13 protein-coding genes and 1 riboswitch are annotated in these 14,223 nt (G+C 45.4%); of the genes, 6 read left to right on the forward strand and 7 right to left on the reverse strand.

What is annotated here, in order from left to right:
* Nucleotide 1: 1 nt before the first annotated feature.
* From ABWW58_RS07970 to ABWW58_RS07980, 3 genes are all read right to left on the reverse strand, one after another.
* Nucleotides 2-253 (reverse strand): YuzB family protein, encoded by a 252-nt coding sequence (locus ABWW58_RS07970; RefSeq protein WP_353868605.1) that lies wholly within the window; start codon nucleotides 251-253, stop codon nucleotides 2-4.
* Between the two features lie 127 nt (nucleotides 254-380).
* A complete protein-coding gene (locus ABWW58_RS07975; protein ID WP_353868606.1) occupies nucleotides 381-1,013 on the reverse strand; it encodes a superoxide dismutase in 633 nt (210 codons plus the stop codon).
* Nucleotides 1,014-1,203: 190 nt separating this feature from the next.
* Nucleotides 1,204-2,541 carry a 5'-deoxyadenosine deaminase gene (locus ABWW58_RS07980; protein WP_353868607.1) on the reverse strand — a complete coding sequence of 446 codons (1,338 nt, stop codon included), beginning with the start codon at nucleotides 2,539-2,541 and terminating at the stop codon, nucleotides 1,204-1,206.
* Nucleotides 2,542-2,669: 128 nt separating this feature from the next.
* Nucleotides 2,670-2,770, reverse strand: a riboswitch (purine riboswitch).
* Nucleotides 2,771-3,137: 367 nt separating this feature from the next.
* Between ABWW58_RS07980 and ABWW58_RS07985 the strand changes: the two genes are divergently transcribed.
* From ABWW58_RS07985 to ABWW58_RS08005, 5 genes are read left to right on the forward strand one after another with little or no spacing between them, the layout of a single operon-like run.
* On the forward strand, nucleotides 3,138-4,130 hold the full coding sequence (locus tag ABWW58_RS07985) for a dimethylarginine dimethylaminohydrolase family protein (RefSeq protein ID WP_353868608.1): 993 nt from the start codon (nucleotides 3,138-3,140) through the stop codon (nucleotides 4,128-4,130).
* A 28-nt stretch (nucleotides 4,131-4,158) separates the two neighbouring features.
* Nucleotides 4,159-5,823, forward strand: coding sequence for a M20/M25/M40 family metallo-hydrolase (locus ABWW58_RS07990; protein WP_353868609.1), 1,665 nt, complete (start codon nucleotides 4,159-4,161; stop codon nucleotides 5,821-5,823).
* 55 nt (nucleotides 5,824-5,878) lie between these two features.
* Nucleotides 5,879-6,655, forward strand: a complete 777-nt coding sequence (locus tag ABWW58_RS07995; RefSeq protein WP_353868610.1) for a transporter substrate-binding domain-containing protein — start codon at nucleotides 5,879-5,881, stop codon at nucleotides 6,653-6,655.
* A gap of 27 nt (nucleotides 6,656-6,682) precedes the next feature.
* On the forward strand, nucleotides 6,683-7,360 hold the full coding sequence (locus ABWW58_RS08000) for an amino acid ABC transporter permease (protein WP_353868611.1): 678 nt from the start codon (nucleotides 6,683-6,685) through the stop codon (nucleotides 7,358-7,360).
* Entirely contained in the window at nucleotides 7,347-8,072 is a 726-nt protein-coding gene (locus ABWW58_RS08005) for an amino acid ABC transporter ATP-binding protein (RefSeq protein WP_353868612.1), read from the forward strand. The genes ABWW58_RS08000 and ABWW58_RS08005 overlap by 14 nt, the downstream gene beginning before the upstream one ends.
* Here the strand turns inward: ABWW58_RS08005 and ABWW58_RS08010 are convergent.
* Nucleotides 8,069-8,953: a LysR family transcriptional regulator gene (locus tag ABWW58_RS08010; RefSeq protein ID WP_353868613.1), complete on the reverse strand. Its 885-nt coding sequence runs from the start codon at nucleotides 8,951-8,953 to the stop codon at nucleotides 8,069-8,071. The two genes, ABWW58_RS08005 and ABWW58_RS08010, sit on opposite strands and share 4 nt — an antisense overlap.
* A gap of 150 nt (nucleotides 8,954-9,103) precedes the next feature.
* Here ABWW58_RS08010 and ABWW58_RS08015 point away from each other — a divergent pair, with 150 nt between their 5' ends.
* Entirely contained in the window at nucleotides 9,104-10,399 is a 1,296-nt protein-coding gene (locus tag ABWW58_RS08015; protein ID WP_353868614.1) for an aspartate aminotransferase family protein, read from the forward strand.
* A gap of 267 nt (nucleotides 10,400-10,666) precedes the next feature.
* Here ABWW58_RS08015 and ABWW58_RS08020 read toward each other — a convergent pair whose 3' ends face one another.
* The 3 genes from ABWW58_RS08020 to ABWW58_RS08030 form a co-directional block, all read right to left on the reverse strand.
* Nucleotides 10,667-10,813, reverse strand: coding sequence for a DUF5670 family protein (locus tag ABWW58_RS08020; protein WP_353868615.1), 147 nt, complete (start codon nucleotides 10,811-10,813; stop codon nucleotides 10,667-10,669).
* Between the two features lie 61 nt (nucleotides 10,814-10,874).
* Nucleotides 10,875-12,209 (reverse strand): gluconate:H+ symporter, encoded by a 1,335-nt coding sequence (locus tag ABWW58_RS08025; RefSeq protein WP_353868690.1) that lies wholly within the window; start codon nucleotides 12,207-12,209, stop codon nucleotides 10,875-10,877.
* Nucleotides 12,210-12,530: 321 nt separating this feature from the next.
* Entirely contained in the window at nucleotides 12,531-13,961 is a 1,431-nt protein-coding gene (locus tag ABWW58_RS08030) for a transposase (protein ID WP_353867738.1), read from the reverse strand.
* Between the last annotated feature and the right edge of the window lie 262 nt (nucleotides 13,962-14,223).

The raw sequence follows: 14,223 nt of genomic DNA on the forward strand, positions 1-14,223 counted from the left end.
ATTATTGAAGCGCGTTTAATTCTTCACCGACTTTTTTTTCAATTTTCTCGAGACAGGCATCAATCGTGTTCGCAAACACGCGCTGCCCGTTAACCATTGCAAACGGTTTTAAACTGCACATACCGCAAACATTCAGACAATCATAGTTCATCACTGCGACTTCCGGGTGACGGGCTATTTTTTCTAGGTGCTGAACGGTCAGCGATCCATAATCGCAGACTTCAATGGTGATAAGACCTAATCCTTCGTTCATGGTCATCAATCCTCCTAATGGCTTTAAATCAAGCCACTATCCATTCTAACGATATTGAGCGGTGAAAATCAAGAAGCGCCAAGGACATAGAAATCCCGAAGTGAATGCACTCACTTCGGGATTTACATTAACGAACAGCGTTAGCGTCCTGTGTCTTTTCGTAAACATCAGAAACAAAATCCCAGTTAATGAGGTTGAAAAAATTCTTAATATACTCTGGGCGTCTGTTCTGATACTTCAAATAATACGCATGTTCCCAGACATCGAGACCAAGCAGCGGGATTGCTTCGTCCATGAGCGGGCTGTCTTGATTCGGCGAGTTGGTTACTTTAAGAACATTTTGCTTTGTGACCGTCAGCCACGCCCAGCCGGAACCGAACTGACCGGTTGCCGCAGCGGTGAAGGCTTCTTTAAACTTTTCTAAGCCGCCAAGCTGTTTATCAATCGCCTCGGCCAATGCACCAACAGGCTTTTTAGAACCACCGGGAATGAGAACCTTCCAAAAGAGGCTGTGATTGTAGTGACCGCCACCGTTATTACGGATGGCTGTTCGAATATCTTCCGGGACTTTATCCAAATGGGCAATCAAGTCAGTCAACGAGTGGTCTTTGAATTCCGGGTGTTGATCAAGGGCAGCGTTCAGGTTTGTGACATAGGTTTGATGATGCTTGTCATGATGGATCACCATTGTTTCCTTGTCGATGTAAGGCTCAAGGGCGTCAGGAGCAAATTCAAGTGCAGGCAGTTCAAAGTGACTCATAAACATCCTCCTTTTTACCAAATCATTTGCCAACCCCAATTCTATTGAATCAATAATTGACAATCTAAGCAATTATTTTGCTTCGAAACCTGCACTTCTATACGAGAATGACTTGTTTATTCATGGATATTATAAATTAATGATGGAAAAAATTGTGTAATGAAAAAAGCTATATCTTTGATTGCTAAGACTAGATGCGAATTCCTGTCCGCTTCATCAAGCGCTCAATAGCGGTTTCAGATTCTTTTAAAACAAACGTTTGATCAATGGTTTTCATCTGTCGCTTTTCCATGACTATGCGTCCGTCAATGATTGTGCTTTCGACGTCGGAGCTCGTGGCAGAGTACACAATGCGTGAGATCGGATCTGTGCCGAACATTGGCTTGCAGTGAAAGGTATTTAAATTGAGAATGGCAAGATCTGCTTTCTTTCCGACTTCAAGGCTGCCAATTTCATTTTCTAGACCGACCGCTTTTGCGCCGTCAATCGTCGCCATGCGAAAAATCTGTCGCGCATTCATTGATGTTGGTCCGTTCGCGGGTTTGTGTATGAGTGCTGCAAGACGCATCTCCTGAAACATATCTAAATTGTTGTTGCATGGCGCGCCATCCGCGCCAAGTCCGAGGTTAATGCCCATATCCGCCATTTGTGGCACTTGAGCAATTCCGGAAGCAAGCTTTAAATTAGACCCGGGGCAATGGCTGACATGCACACCGCGGTTTCGGATGATTGTTTTTTCCTCCTCGGTAAGCCAAATGCAATGGGCAAGAATCAAGCGCTTGCCCGCAAGCCCAATGTGGTCAAGGTATGTGATGTTGCGCATGCCGGTATCCTGCTCAACAATTTCGATTTCACTGCGATTTTCCGAGGCGTGTGTATGAACGAATACATCATAGTGCTCGGCAAGATCGCGTACTTGGGTCAGTAAGGATTCGGTGCAAGAGATCACGAAGCGAGGTGCGAACGCGTAGCGAATGCGTCCATGATCATGACCGTTCCATTTCTCCAGCAGATCGACGCTTTCTCGGATCGAATCATCCGTTTTTTCTTGCAGACCGAGTGGCACATCGCTGCCTTTATCCATCATCACCTTACCGGACAACGCTCGGATGCCGCTCTCAGCAATGGCCTGAAAGGCTTCGTTCGTGTAATGTACGGTTTCCATATCGACAATGGTCGTTGATCCTCCGGAAATCAATTCGCCGATTCCTAGTAACGCCGAGAGATAAATGGACTCATCGTCATGCGCGGCTTCAAGTGGCCAGATGCGTTTTCTCAGCCAGTCCATGAGCTCCAGATCATCCGCTTTGCCGCGGAATAGTGTTTGACACAGATGAATATGGGTTTGGATGAATCCGGGAATGACCGTTCGGCCTGTTCCATCAATCACATAATCGCCGGTCTTCGGCTGCACGATTGGCCCGATTGATTGAATTCGGTCGTCCTCAATCAACAGATCTCCATGAGTGATCGTTTCATTTTGATCCATAGTAATAATCTCAGCATTCTTGATTAGCGTTCGTTTCATAGGATCCATCTCCAAATTGGATTGTAGAAAACTTAGCTTCGCCGTTGCTCACAGGAAGTGAGCACCATTAGTCGAAGCGCCTTAATCTATCCGACTATTTTCTGAAAACAAAAAAAGGGCTACGAAAAATATGCGAACATATTTTTCGTAGCCGGGAATTTACGGTTCCCAGGTAGAGACCCCTAAACCGTATTATTAAGGATATACGAAAACAGAAAGGATGAAGTTTACGTAACTAATAATAAGCGAATATGGAATGATCGTCAATTGTAATGTTAGTAAATCTGACAAAAATATTATTTTTACTGTGAATCTGACAGAAAATGGTTCTGTGATAACGGAACTATGCTCTGTATCTTTTCGATGGCTAGAAATAGCTGTAAATAGTAGAAATTATAAAAAAAAACAGATGATTTTCCCCTGTAATGAAGAAAAGCGGTAAAGTGAAACAATCAAATTATTAGATACATGACATAGAAATTTATAAAGTACACGGCGTTCGATTTATATTATTATAGAAATAGATGATTTTTATGTAAGGTTTTATTCCGTTTGATGTACAAAGAAGTTACTCGATCTTACAAGGAGGAATTTGCATGTCTGTATTGCATAAATTTCTTGATGAGAATATGGTTCAGGATTCATTTGAAGATACTGCTCTTTTGGAGAAGTATTGGTCTTCGGATTGGGGAAATCCGAATGCGGTCGGTAAGGTAAGGAAGGTTTTTGTCCACCGTCCGGGAAATGAGGTTCATGAATTAAATAAAGCGACGTTCGAACCGGAAGCCGGAGCGAGGATTCTTCGCGATGCGAGCGGAAACATTGTCAGTTACAGCTTAAGCAAGGAACCATTGGATCTAGCGAAAATGCAGGAGCAGCATGATCAAATGACCGATGTTTTGAAACAGGAAGGCGTCGAGGTTATTCCGCTTATTGACGACAATCAGCTGCTGACCAATAATCTTTTTGCACGTGATGTCGGAATGGTTATTCCCGGAGGCCTGATTCTGGCTCGTTTTGCCTTGAAATTCAGATATGGAGAAACGCGTCGTACACTCCAAACAGCTGCTCAAATCGGTATGCCGGTACTGGCGTCCATTCAAGGGAAGGGCTTTGTGGAAGGCGGCAGCTTTATGGTGTTCGACCGGAAAACGGCAATGGTTGGTCGTTCCATTCGCGTGAATCAAGAAGGAATCGACCAGTTGCGTGCCATACTTTCTTGGCAGGGCATGGACCTTGTTGTCGTCGATCTGCCGTCCAGCATGATTCATCTTGACGAAGTGTTCAATATGGTTGATGTCGATAAAGCGCTTGTCGATCCGACTAATCTGCCGCATTGGTTCCTTCAGGATCTGCAGAAACGCGGTGTTAAACTGATCTATACAGATCCTCTTGATCCGCCGATGACCACGAATTGTCTCTGCCTTCAGCCTGGAAAAGTTTTGTTTACGTCTCTTGGTGTCCGTACTATTGAAGTACTTGAAAATGCCGGTGTCGAGGTCATTGCGATTCCGGTAGATGAACTGAATAAAATGGGCGGGGGCATTCACTGTTCTTCACTCGTGCTTCAACGTGATTCCGTAGAATAATTCAACAGAAAGGGAGAGAGAATCTATAATGTATGAGGCCATTAAGGACTTGCCGACGGAAGAACAGATAGAGAAAATAGCGAGAGATCTTGTCAGCGTAAAGAGTGTCAACGGTACGGACGGAGAAGTCGCCATGGCAAAGGAACTGGAAACGATTCTGCGATCCTTTCCCTATTTTGCACAGCATCCTGAGAATGTGTGGACGCAACCGCTAAGTGGCGATAAGCTGGGAAGAAAAAATGTGTTTGCTTTTCTTGAAGGGACATTTGAAAATAAACAGACCATCATATATCATGGTCATATAGATACGGTCGGTACGGATGACTTTGGTTCCCTTGAGGCACATGCATTGGACCCGGACTATCTTCAACAGTATTTTTCCAAATACACGAAGAATAGCGATGTTCAGCAAGATGCGGCATCTGGGGACTGGCTGTTCGGTCGTGGCATGCTGGATATGAAGAGCGGCGATGCGGTCCACCTGAGCAATCTGCTCTATTATTCGGAGCACCGGGATCAATTGACGGGGAATCTTCTTGTCATGTTCAATCCGGTCGAAGAAAATGACCATGTGGGCGTTATGGAAGCAACGCAAGAGCTGATCCGCCTGAAGGAAGAACGTGGACTTGACTACTTGCTGGCTATTAACGGCGACTTCAACAGCCCGCTTTACAAGGGAGATCCGCGCCGCTATGTCTATACCGGTTCGGCAGGAAAACTGCTCGGCTGCTTTTACATCAGGGGCCGCGAAACGCATGTTGGAGAGACACTGGCGGGAATTGATCCGACGCTGATCGCTAGTAAGATTAATGATGCGTTGAACAATAATATGGCCTGTGCGGAACAAATTCCCGATGAAGTCATCCTGCCGCCATCCTGTCTTTTTCTAAGGGATAAAAAGGCATTCTATAATGTCCAAACAGCCGGGATCACTCATCTGTATTACAATTATTTTCTCTATGAACGCACACCTAAGGAAGTATTGGAGCAGTTGAGGACAGTGGCGCAAGATGCCTGCAATGATTTAGCGGTTTTCTTGAAGGAGCAGTACACAGTGTTCGCAAAGAATTGCGGGCTTGAGGGACCGGCACCTGAGTGGTCGACCGATGTCTTGAGCTATGAGGAATTTGTGAGTGAATTCAAGGCGAAAGGTGTGGCGGTCGACGAACTGACGGATCAAGTAATTCAAGCAAATCCGAACGAGGATTCCCGCCAAATCAGTTTTAAAGTCATTGAGGCACTTGAAGCGCTCTCGGGAGACAAGCGTCCGAAGGTGGTCGTGTTCTTTGCTCCGCCGTATTGCCCGCATAATTATCTGCGGGAAGACGTTGCAGCCGAGAAACGCTGCGATCAGATCCTTGATCACGTTTTGCGTCAGGCAGAACAAGAAACCGGCGAGCAGTTTGCCAAAAAGCGCTTTTTCCCGTATCTCGCCGACAGCAGCTACCTAGCAATGAGTGAAACGGCTGAAGAAACAGCAGCGATCGTTGGAAATTTTCCAGCATGGGGAAAAACCTACAGCGTGCCGCTTGATCAGATTCGCAAGCTGAACATTCCTGTTCTTGATATGGGCGTTTACGGCAAGCGGGCGCATACATGGATGGAACGCGTCTACAAGCCCTATTCCTATGGCGTACTTCCGAAACTGATTCGTTCGATGACGGAACAGGTCTTCGAGGATTTAGATGTATAATAGAGTTTTCTATTCCCTAACAAGGGAATCAATAATATAAAAAGAGGCGAAGACAATGGTTAAAAAAATTGGTTTAGTAATGATGGCTCTTCTTTTGATTGTTCTTTCAGCATGCAGCAGTTCAGGAAGCAGTGATTCAAGTAAGAAAAAAACAATTGTTATGGGGACGAGTGCTGATTATCCGCCATTTGAATCCGTAGATACGGCGAACGGCAACGAGATCGTCGGATTTGACCTTGATTTGGCCAAGGCTGTTGCCAAAGAGCTCGGCTACAAACTGGAAGTTAAAAATCAGGATTTTAACGGACTGATCGCGGCACTTGGCAGCAAGAAAGTAGATTTTGTTATGGCTGGCATGGTTGATACACCAAAACGCCGTCAGCAAGTCGACTTCTCGAAGACTTATTATCAATCGTTCCAAGTTATCTTAACGAAAAAAGGGACAAACATTAAGACGATGGAAGATCTGAAGAATAAGAAGGTCGGCGTTCAGCTTGGCACGACTCAAGAAACGCTTGCAAAAAAAGTCAGCAAAACAATTCCAATGAAAATTCAAACGTGGGACAAGCTGAATGAAATGGTTGAAGCGATGCGCGCAGGCAAATTGGACGCAATTGTTACCGTAGATACGGTTGCTTATGGTTACACGAGCAAGGACAAGACATTCCAGCAGTTCAAGGCGGTTGTTGACGGCAAAACGCAATACGATCCGATCAGTGCTGCATTCCCAAAGAACAGCAAATTAGCAGCAAAATTTGATAAAGCACTGAAGAAATTGGAAGAAAACGGCACAAAGGATAAGCTGGTCACCAAATGGATCAAAAACCAGTAAAAAAAGTACTGAGAGGACAATGGGGCGATGGAACAACTTATCAGCGGGTTTAAGACGATTGCTCCTTCAATTCCATATATTGTTAACGGTATATGGGTAACTTTGGGGATTGCGTTAGGTGCGGCAATTATTGGCTTTGTCTTAGGAACGTTGCTGTCTTTATGCAAAATCAGCAATATTAAATTATTGAATGGATTCGCCCGCGGCTATACTTCGATTTTTCGCGGCACGCCGCTGATCATGCAGCTTGCTCTGGCATATCTCGCAATTCCACAGTTGATCGGATTGAACGATGTTGATCCGACAACGTGCGCAATAATAACTTTTGGACTTAATTCAGGAGCTTATATGTCCGAGATTATCCGTTCAGGTATCAATGCGGTGGATAAAGGCCAGTTTGAAGCGGCTGGAGCACTTGGAGTTGGTTACTGGTCAATGATGAAAGACATTATTCTGCCCCAGGCAATTAAGAACATTTTGCCGGCGATGATGAATGAGTTTATTACGTTGACAAAGGATTCGGCGCTTGTTTCGACGATTACCGTCACCGATATGATGCGACGGTCGCAGATTGTATCTGCAGAATACTATATGTATTTTCCGCCAATGATCGTTGCATTTATTATGTACTATCTCGTCGTCCTTCTTTTGACGTTTATCGGCGGGCGTATCGAAAGGAGACTGAGCCGCAGTGATCAAAGCTGAACATATCGTGAAAAATTTTGGAAGTATCAAGGTTTTAAAGGATGTTTCGTTACAGATCAACCAGGGCGAAGTAGTTGTCGTGATCGGCCCGTCCGGCTCTGGAAAATCAACCTTTTTACGTTGCATTAATCTGCTTGAACGACCAACCTCGGGCACGGTTATGGTTGACGAGCACAATATGACGGCAATGAAACCGAAGCAGGTCATCAAAGTACGGGAAAAGGTCGGCATGGTGTTCCAGCATTTTTATCTTTTCCCGCATAAAACGGTGCTTGAGAACTTGATCTACGCGCCTATGAAAGTCAAAGGACTCTCAAAAGACGATGCGGTAAAAAAAGCAGAGCAACTTCTAAAAAAGGTCGGACTTTTTGAGAAAAAGGACCAGTATCCGAACAAGCTCTCAGGTGGACAGAAGCAACGTGTGGCGATTGCTCGCGCGCTTGCGATGGAGCCGGACTATATGCTTTTTGATGAACCGACCTCGGCGCTCGACCCGGAAATGGTTAAGGAAGTGCTTGACGTTATTCAATCGCTCGCCGAATCCGGCATGACAATGGTGATTGTCACGCACGAAATGGGCTTTGCCAAACAGGTGGCGAACAAAGTCGTGTTCATGGACGACGGCAGAATTCTGGAGTCCAATACACCGGAAGCCTTTTTCAGCAACCCAAGCACGGAGCGCGCTCAGGATTTCTTGGAAAAGATTCTCTAATGAATGGTGTTCCAGGTTCTCTCGATCAGCTTGATCAAGTGCATGGTCGTTTGATCCGTAAGTTTGTTTGTGGCAATAATTAAAGAGGTTTGAATTTGAATTGGCTTCTTATTCAGAGAGATTTCATACAGCTGGCGTGAAGCCAGTTCTTTTTTAACAAGATTATGGCTGATTAACCCAATGCCGATATCATTCATGACCGCGTTCTTGACTGCTTCCAGACTGCTGGATTCGATAACCTTTTTCGGATGGATGCCGTTTTCCTGCATGTAGCTGTTCATCTGCTGCTCGAAGGGCCCAATAATTTCATACTTAATAAAAGGGAAGCGCTCAAGTAGCTCTGGGTTGGAATGCTTATCATGTAGCTCTTTTGAGACAATCAGGACGAGATCTTCTTTTTCGGAAATGACGACGTTCGTCACACCGGCTTTCGTGTAAGATCCGGAGATAATGCCGATATCGAAGCTGTTATCGTTGATTCCAGCAATGACCTTATCACTGGTACACGACACGAGTTTGATGCCGATCTCAGGACAGGCATCCAGAAAGTGACGGATGATCGGCGGGAAGTAATACGTGCAGAATGTTTCCGACGCTGCAATGGTTAACTTGCTGGCCGCTTGGCTCTCTTCCTGCAATGCAGCCTTCATTTGATCCAAAATGGGGAAGAGTTGGTCCGTATAGTGTTTCATGATTTCTCCATGTGCGGTGAGAAAGGTTTGTTTTCCGATTCGGAAGAAGAGTGAATGGCCAATTTCTTTCTCAAGAGCGCGAACTTGCGCTGTGATGGTTGGCTGGGAGAAATTCAGTTGTTTGGCAGCTTGTGTGAAATTCAGCAGTTCTGCTGCCACCTGAAAGGTTTTCAATTGTCTGAGTTCCATCGTTCATTCCTCCAGTGAGTGATCGAATAAGCGCAAATTTTGACGCAGTAAAAGTAAATAAACGATTGTTTAAATTCATTATATAATATTGTGTGACATAGCGGCCTTTTGATGATCGTCTAATTTTTAATAAAAAGAGGTATGAGTAGAATGCCGGAAAAAAGCATGTATGAAAAATCATTAGATCTGTTTCCGCCGATTGCGCTGCGTGCGACGCAACTGGGCGTTGTCAAAGGCGAAGGTGCCTACGTTTGGGATGAGCATGGGAAAAAGTATTTGGACTTTGCCAGCGGTGTTGCGGTTGTTAATTGCGGTCACAACCATCCCTATGTTGTTCAGAAGGCTAAGGAACAAATGGACCAGCTCATTCATGGCGGTCATAATGTGGTTTATTATCCCTCTTATATTAAACTAGCTGAGAAGATTCTCGGTCATGTGGGTTCAGATTACAAAATTTATTTTTCAAACAGCGGTGCGGAGGCTAATGAGGCTGCAATTAAGCTTGCCAAGCAAGTGACTCATCGTCCCGGCATCATTACATTCAAACACAGCTTTCACGGACGGACGCTTGCGACGACAACGTTGACGGCGTCAAATGCAAAATATCGTCGCAACTATGAAGGACTGCTGCCGAGTGTTTATTACGCGGACTATCCCTATGCGACGCGTTCCGGACTGACTGAAGAGCAGGAAGTAACACGCTGTTTGAACTCGCTCGAAGAAATATTCCATGATTTAATTGAACCGGAACAGGTTGCCTGCATGATTATGGAGCCGATTCAAGGCGAGGGCGGCTACATTGTTCCGCCGAAATCGTTCCTGCAAGCGATTCGCAAAATCTGCGATGAACATGGCATCTTGCTCGTGTTCGATGAGGTTCAAACCGGATTCGGACGAACAGGCAAAATCTTTGCCTATGAAAACTTTGATGTGAAGCCGGATATTATGTCCTTGGCAAAAGCGATCGCCAATGGTTTCCCGCTTAGCGCACTAGTGGCTAAAAGCGATCTGATGGACAAATGGCCGGCCGGGACGCATGGCGGAACCTTCGGTGGCAATCCCGTTGCCTGTGCGGCCGGTGTTGCAGTTTTTGAATTACTTGAAGGTGGTCTTGTCGACAACGCAGTTGAGGTCGGTGCCTATTTTAAAGGGAAACTGCTTGATTTTGCCAAGCAGCATGCCGAAGTACTCGAGGTCCGGGGACTTGGGCTGATGATCGGCATTGAGTTTGTGGATCGAAACGGAAAGCCTGATGGCGACCTCGTTGCTGCGATTCGGGCCAACGCGTTGAAAAAAGGCCTGATTCTGCTTAACTGTGGTGTTGACCACAGCGTTATCCGCTTTATTCCACCGCTGATCGTAACCAAGGAACAAATTGACGACGCATTTGCTATTTTCAGTGAAAGTTTTGAAGCGTCACTTGCTAAGGCTGCTCAGAAAAAATAATGAATAATTGTCGAAACCGGTTGATCTCGTATTTTCGGGAGCAGCCGGTTTTTTTTGAGGGAGAACCCATAATAAAAGTGCTCCGTCTGCGAAGCGCATGGAAAAGCGATTCGTAACCAATCGCGGGGAAGTGGTAACCAATAGGCTCAAAGTAGTAACGAATCCCCAAGAGTCGCAAAGAAGTACTTCGTGCTTCGTCATTACAGGTACTTGATCAAATCGAGACAAAAAAGCGGAATTCCAAATAAATTGGAGTTCCGCTTTGCATTACTTTCGCGTGAACAATTGAATAATAAACAGAACAGCGGCGGCAACAAGGAGCAGGTAAATGATTGCTCCGCCGATTTTCAGTAGCAGGAGCACGAGCCAGATGAGAAACAGGATGACAATAAGTGACCATATCAAGCTTAGCATATAGGGGCCTCCTTTCGAGTAGCGGTGTTATTAAATAGTATGGACAGGTTGTGTGCGATCATCACATGAAAAGAGAAATCAGGCTGATTAGTAAGATGCCGGTCAGTGAGATTACACTGCCCATGACCGTGTAGGTTTTAAAGGTTTCTTTTAAATTTAAATCAAAGTATTCCTTGAACAACCAGAATCCGGGATCGTTGACATGTCCGCCGAAGATGCTGCCTGCGCCGGTAGCAAGAACAATAAGCGTAGGGCTAATCCCGGTAGCTCCAACAAGCGGTGCGGCAACTCCTGCGGCCGTAAGAGCAGCGACTGTACTGGATCCAATGCAGACGCGCAGCAGTACAGTCACAACCCATGCCAGAAACAATGGAGACAACGGCGAACCTTTGAACAGGTGCGCAACATAATCCCCAACTCCTCCGGTAATCATCACTTCTTTAAGCGCGCCGCCAGCACCGATAATCAACAGCAGTATTGAGATTTGTCGAATTGATTTTGTAATCGTTTTTTCCAAATCATCCATGGAGCGCTTTTGGCGGACACCCATGGCATAGAGTGCAAACAAGACACTGATCATCATCGCGCCAGGCGGGGAGCCAACCACCTGCACCACTTCTTTAATCAACCGCGGCAGAGGAACGAGATCGGTAAAAAGTGTTGCCGAAATCATCAGCAATACAGGAAGCAGACAGGTGAAGATACTAAGCCCCAGAGAAGGCACCTTGTCATCATCGAAGTGTCTTTTTTTATCAAGCAGTTCTTCATTACCTGAATGGATGTATACATTGGGCATTAATCGGTAGAGTAGTTTATTCAAAAGTGATCCGCCGATGAGTACAGCGGGAACGGCGATACAAATGCCGATCAGCAGGACATAGGCCGTATTGGCGTGATAGCTCTGAACCAGGGCTGTCGGCGCCGGATGCGGCGGCAGGAAGCCGTGTGTCGCCATTAAAGTCGCAATCATCGGCATGCCGACGTAGAGGAGCGGCACACCGAGAGCAATGCCTATTTCGAAAATGATCGGAAGCAAAAGAACGAGTCCGACTTCAAAAAATAAGGCAATGCCGATAATAAATGAGGCAAGGATTACCGCAAACTGAATCCTTTTTTTACCAAATTTTTTCGCTAGTGTCATTGCGATTCGATGCGCTCCTCCGGCATCGGCAACGAGTTTTCCAAGAATAGCTCCGAGCCCGAAAATGAGAATAAGATCGCCGAGCTGTTCGCCAATGCCTTTTTCAATGACAGGGATAATCTTTGGCAACGGAATGCCTAAACCAATGGCGACTAGTGCTGAAACAATCAATAGAGAAAGAAACGTATTTAGATTAAACTTCATAATCAGTATGAGTAAAATCATCACACCGATTGCAACAATAATCAATGGCAGAAAAATCACTTCTTTGTTGTTTTTTTGTTAATCAAAAGTTGTTGATGATACGAGTACTTAAAAGAGCGTAGTGGTCGTAAAATGCGGTTGTTGAAGAATGAATCGAGAAATTAATTTTCGCGGCGAGACGAAGCTATCCCAGAATTTAAAAAATATCTTACGGCTGCTTATTAGTCTCTATACCCGTTTTACAGCAGGTTGAAACAATGATTTGAGAAAAAATAGCATAGCACTTAGCTGCTCAAGTAACGGATCTTTAAAGAAGTTAGAAAAATAATTTCGGCATTACTTAAGGGCTGGGCAGTCAAAAGTTCTAGGCTCTTAAGAAATCATTAATTCGTCCTGTAACTCAGGTGTTTCCTGCTTTTCTCGAATTATTTGCGTTATGGCTAAATGCTGATTTCGGGCAAACCGTTGAAAAATCGTCTGACGTAAATGAGCCATAATGGTTGCTTCTGAAGCTGCTCCCTTGGATGGGGTTCGTAAAAAGCGAAAAAGATTCTTTTGTCTCTTCGTGTCATGACGCAACGCAATCATCTGAAGCAAGCCCATCGCGATGCAGTGGCACATCATGGATCCTTCAATCGCTTTGACCGTTTGAACAATCCGTTTTTGTGCGCGGTCTTCGGTTATGTGATCCAGCGGATCGGGTTCATCCGATTTGCGATAACGGTTCAGTTTGGGCATCGAACGGCTCCAAAAATGATAGGCAAAAGCACCGAGTGACTGTTTCATCGCTCGAAAAGTAGTTTCGGTGGTAAAACGCCAGGCATAAAGCCGGATGATGGCCTCCGGTTCTAAGGATTGATCCGTGCTGGCAAGAATCGAACGGCGTCCACCCATCACAACGAGCACAAAACGCAGTTCTTGATACAGTCCTTGCCCCCAAAGCAGATCAAGGCAGAGATAAGAGACCGTCTCTTTTTTCCCATAAAGAGACAGACGGGTCGTTTGAAACTGGTTCTCCTGCGTTTCAAACAGTGTGCTTACATGCACTTTGGTTCCTTTTTTCCGTGGACGTCCCCGTCCGCCCGTTTGAACGGGGTGTTCATAAGCCACGCAGGAGGTTTTTGCTTTCGTCACCAGATCCAGTTGCGTGCTTCCTTCCTGATTCCGTTGATTCAACCGACGAAGTGCAGGTACAGACAAGAAATAACGGTCAAGTAGAAACAACGCACGTCCCAGCACCCGAGCGGCTGAAAATCCTTGATCAATCATTTGCACCACGTGGGAGTCTTGATTTTCATCGCACGTTTCCCATTGACGAATCGTCTGGACACCATCATGAAGGCGAAGAAAAAGAGGTAGGCAGAACAACTTTCCAGCGTTTCCGATCAGGATGCCCACAGAACCCCAGAGATGTCCAAAGATGAAGGCGGACTTGGATACATCCTCGGACTCTTGAAACAATTTCTTCACAGCGGGCATGTAGCGGGCTTCTTTCGCCTGTTTGACGCCATCGCCAACGAGAACCACGGCGCCCGCTTCATGCTTGAGCGGCGCAAACTTGAGCACCACGCGCAGCCACTGTTGCCGTAGTTCGCTCAAAGACCATGCGGAAGAACGAAAGAAATGAATCATGGACTCATAACCCTTCGGGTTTAGGGACAAGTCACGAATCACCGAAGTGATTCCGAGACAGTCAGAACGTATCATCAAACCGATAATGATCACAACAAACCATTGAAACGTAGCGAATCTATGGAAACAAGAACGGAAGAACAGAAGTACAGAATCAATAAATTTTAACATGGCACTAGTCAATCGCGAAGGAACACGATAGAATAAGAACTACGATAACCCTTGGCGATTTTATCCTCTCTTTTGTCGTAGAAATAGAGGATACCATAAAATCCCATTTAAGGGTTATCCTTTTGTTTATTCACACAGAACTTTTCACTCTCCAGTTAAGGGGAAGAACGAATCACCTAATTAAAAATATGTGTTGGCGGTCTGTGAACAGTTGTTTACAGATGCACCAGAGAGTCAGAACAGGTAGAATGAATGAAAGAGA

Source organism: Sporolactobacillus caesalpiniae, assembly GCF_040513385.1.
Taxonomy (GTDB): Bacteria; Bacillota; Bacilli; order Bacillales; family Sporolactobacillaceae; genus Sporolactobacillus.

Coding starts and splice junctions, on each gene's coding strand:
- ABWW58_RS07970 (WP_353868605.1), bottom strand. CDS start 253: ATGAACGAAGGATTAGGTCTTATCACCATTGAAGTCTGCGATTATGGA.
- ABWW58_RS07975 (WP_353868606.1), bottom strand. CDS start 1,013: ATGAGTCACTTTGAACTGCCTGCACTTGAATTTGCTCCTGACGCCCTT.
- ABWW58_RS07980 (WP_353868607.1), bottom strand. CDS start 2,541: ATGAAACGAACGCTAATCAAGAATGCTGAGATTATTACTATGGATCAA.
- ABWW58_RS07985 (WP_353868608.1), top strand. CDS start 3,138: ATGTCTGTATTGCATAAATTTCTTGATGAGAATATGGTTCAGGATTCA.
- ABWW58_RS07990 (WP_353868609.1), top strand. CDS start 4,159: ATGTATGAGGCCATTAAGGACTTGCCGACGGAAGAACAGATAGAGAAA.
- ABWW58_RS07995 (WP_353868610.1), top strand. CDS start 5,879: ATGGTTAAAAAAATTGGTTTAGTAATGATGGCTCTTCTTTTGATTGTT.
- ABWW58_RS08000 (WP_353868611.1), top strand. CDS start 6,683: ATGGAACAACTTATCAGCGGGTTTAAGACGATTGCTCCTTCAATTCCA.
- ABWW58_RS08010 (WP_353868613.1), bottom strand. CDS start 8,953: ATGGAACTCAGACAATTGAAAACCTTTCAGGTGGCAGCAGAACTGCTG.
- ABWW58_RS08015 (WP_353868614.1), top strand. CDS start 9,104: ATGCCGGAAAAAAGCATGTATGAAAAATCATTAGATCTGTTTCCGCCG.
- ABWW58_RS08020 (WP_353868615.1), bottom strand. CDS start 10,813: ATGCTAAGCTTGATATGGTCACTTATTGTCATCCTGTTTCTCATCTGG.
- ABWW58_RS08030 (WP_353867738.1), bottom strand. CDS start 13,961: ATGTTAAAATTTATTGATTCTGTACTTCTGTTCTTCCGTTCTTGTTTC.